This is a genomic window from Aliikangiella sp. G2MR2-5, from assembly GCF_015687155.1.
Classification (GTDB): Bacteria; Pseudomonadota; Gammaproteobacteria; order Enterobacterales; family Kangiellaceae; genus Aliikangiella.
Map to the genome: position 1 here is coordinate 1 of NZ_JADPQF010000023.1, position 875 is coordinate 875.

Here is an 875-nt window from a genome sequence, read left to right on the forward strand (position 1 = left end):
GCGAGTAGGTATTCACGATAGTTTTTTCAGACTGGGCGGTAACTCCATGGTTGCCATGCGAATGATGGCGGCATGTCAGGAGCAGTTTAACAAAGTCTTTTCTCTTCAGTCATTATATCAGTGCAAAAGCGTTTCCCGACTCGCAGAAAAACTGGAAGAAATGCAGACTCCAATTGCAGCAAAAAAATGCTCGCAAGGTTTGTTATCTTTTGCACAGCAAAGTTTATTCTATGTGGAACAGTTTCAACGAGGAAAAGGACAATACCATATTCCATTTTTGGTAATGCTCAAACCTGATGTTAATTATGAGCAGTTGGAAACGGCTTTTCAGTTAGTAATAAAAAAGCACAACATACTTAACACAGTATACCAGCAAACTGAAACGGGGAATGCTATCCAAAGTTTGTTGCCACTAAGTAATAATAAGATTATTAACTTCCATCGGTTAAATAGTTGTGAATCTCTGCATGAAAATATAACAAGCTTTATTCGTCGACCTTTTAATCTGGAGACTGAACCTTCAATAAAGATTAATGTGTTTGATACAGGTGTCGATCAGTATTTACTTATTGTTTGGCATCATATCTCTTTTGACGGCTGGTCTATTGATGTATTCATGCGTGAGCTTGCTGCCTATTATAATTCGACAGCTTATGGTAATGAAACAAGAGTTTCCGACGCAGCAATTTGTTATCAGGATTATGCTTTTTGGCAACACGAACAACTGTCCGGTAATGTTTTAGAAAGGTTGAAATCTTTTTGGCAAACCGAGTTACAGGGAGCCGAACCTTTAGCATTGCCAACAGATTATGAACGCCCGGCCTTGTTTGATTACGAGGGTGCTGTGCAGCGTTTTAGTTTAGCTCCGGAGCTAT

General features: G+C 39.3%; 1 protein-coding gene. It reads left to right on the forward strand.

Annotation, left to right across the window (positions count from 1 at the left end; translation table 11 throughout):
- Window positions 1–875, forward strand: an 875-nt coding sequence (locus tag IYN84_RS20845; RefSeq protein ID WP_196141217.1) for a condensation domain-containing protein, incomplete at both ends; no start/stop codon positions are given.